1 protein-coding gene is annotated in these 1,668 nt (G+C 52.9%); it reads right to left on the reverse strand.

Going from position 1 to position 1,668, the window contains the following annotated elements:
* Window positions 1–178: 178 nt before the first annotated feature.
* Complete coding sequence (locus tag D109_RS0100020) at window positions 179–1,528, reverse strand: IS1182 family transposase (protein ID WP_017475044.1); 1,350 nt, start codon at window positions 1,526–1,528, stop codon at window positions 179–181.
* Window positions 1,529–1,668: the final 140 nt, after the last annotated feature.

Genomic DNA, 1,668 nt, shown 5'->3' on the forward strand with positions numbered 1-1,668 from the left:
CTTGAGTTCAGAATCGTTGAAGAAGATTGTGCTCTTGCCCGTAAAGGCAGGCAAGAAGCAGCGCATACCTATTCAACGTCCGCTCCTGGCCTATTGTGTTGAAAAACTCTTGGTCAAGACCTGTCACAATGCAATAAATGTACAGGAAAATTGTACGCAGTGGCGGTGCTGGGCTCGCTTAGCGCATCACTAGTGTCACCTTCTGTTTTGGCGGAAGCAGCTTTTTGGCCATTCTCCGCAGATTTTGTGCCGTCGCCGCCAGCAGAAACTCATCGTGGGCGCCGCTGGGGCCACGCAAGCGCAATTGGCTGAGTTTAAGGATGCGTTTGAGGTGAGCAAATAGCATCTCGACCTTTTTCCGTTCTTTACGCGATTGTCGATAAGCGTCTGTCTTGCCAATGGCTCGCGCCACGTCGCGTGCAGGTTCATGCGGGCTACGGTCGATTTTACGGATGTTCATGTTGGGACAGCATTTCAATTTGAGCTGGCAGGCTTGGCAGTCATACAGGCTGGCCCGATAGCGAAATGGGTTTTTCTGCTGGCTACGCTGAGCAGGTTTCAAGTACTTGCCAGCGGGGCAAACATAACGATTGTTTTCTCTATCGAAGATGAAATCGGTACGGCTGAAAGTGCCGTCGTGATGCTCGGATTTATCCCAGACAGGAACGTGCGGGGCGATCTTCTTTTCATCGACCAGCCATCCCAGCATTGCAGCCACACCGTAATTCGTATCGCCCACCAATCGCTGTGGCTTGATAGCGAATTTCTCCTCAACCCGGTTGATCATCGTTTTGGTCGCTTCGACCTCGGCTATCTTGTTTACGGCCGATGCCTCGACATCGACAATCATTCCCGCTTTCAAATCGATCAGGTAATTTGTTGAGTAAGCAAAAATAGCCGGCCCTGCAGCGGCAGTCCAGGTTGCAGACGGATCGGTCAGCGAGATTCTTTTGGGCAGCACTGGATTAGCTTGCTCCACAGCTGCCAGATATTCTCGCACAGGTCGACTTGCCTGCTCAGGATCACCCCAATCGATAGCGGAATCGCCTGAACAGGAACGTTGCCGCTGGGCGTCAGCCTTGATCATGCTGGCGTCGGTTGCAAACCCCTCGCCCTGTACCAGGCCTTCTGCCATGCAACGTCGAAGAACCGCATCGAATAGCTGGCGAAATGCATCGTGATCGCGAAAGCGGCCGTGTCTATTTTTGGAAAAACTTGAGTGATCCGGCACCTTGTCCCTCAGACCCAACCGGCAGAACCAGCGGTAAGCCAGATTCATGCCGACTTCTTCGCACAGCCTTCGCTCGGAACGTATGCCGTAGCAATAACCAATGATCAGCATGCGGGCCATGAGCTCGGGATCGACCGATGGCCTACCGGTATGGCTGTACGACTGAGCCAAGTTCTCGCGAAACGTGCTCAGGTCGAGGTACTGGTCCACCGCTCTTAGTAGATGGTCTTCGGGAACGTATTCATTTAGACTAATCAAGACGAACAGCTCCCGTTTGGTTTCCTGACGTCCCATCATCGCAGCCTCCGTCTTTTCTTTGCTTAGACAGCGGCAAATCGTGAAGATCGCGTGCTCAACTGGAGTTTTTCAACGCAATAGGCCGATAGCGGACGGTCGGAATGGCTCAGCGCACGAAATCATTGCCTTCATGGCAAGCA

It is taken from the genome of Pseudomonas sp. PAMC 26793, assembly GCF_000313235.1.
Classification (GTDB): Bacteria; Pseudomonadota; Gammaproteobacteria; order Pseudomonadales; family Pseudomonadaceae; genus Aquipseudomonas; species Aquipseudomonas yamanorum.

Excerpts from the sequence above, each read along its gene's own strand:
- D109_RS0100020 (WP_017475044.1), bottom strand. The coding sequence starts at position 1,528 with ATGATGGGACGTCAGGAAACCAAACGGGAGCTGTTCGTCTTGATTAGT.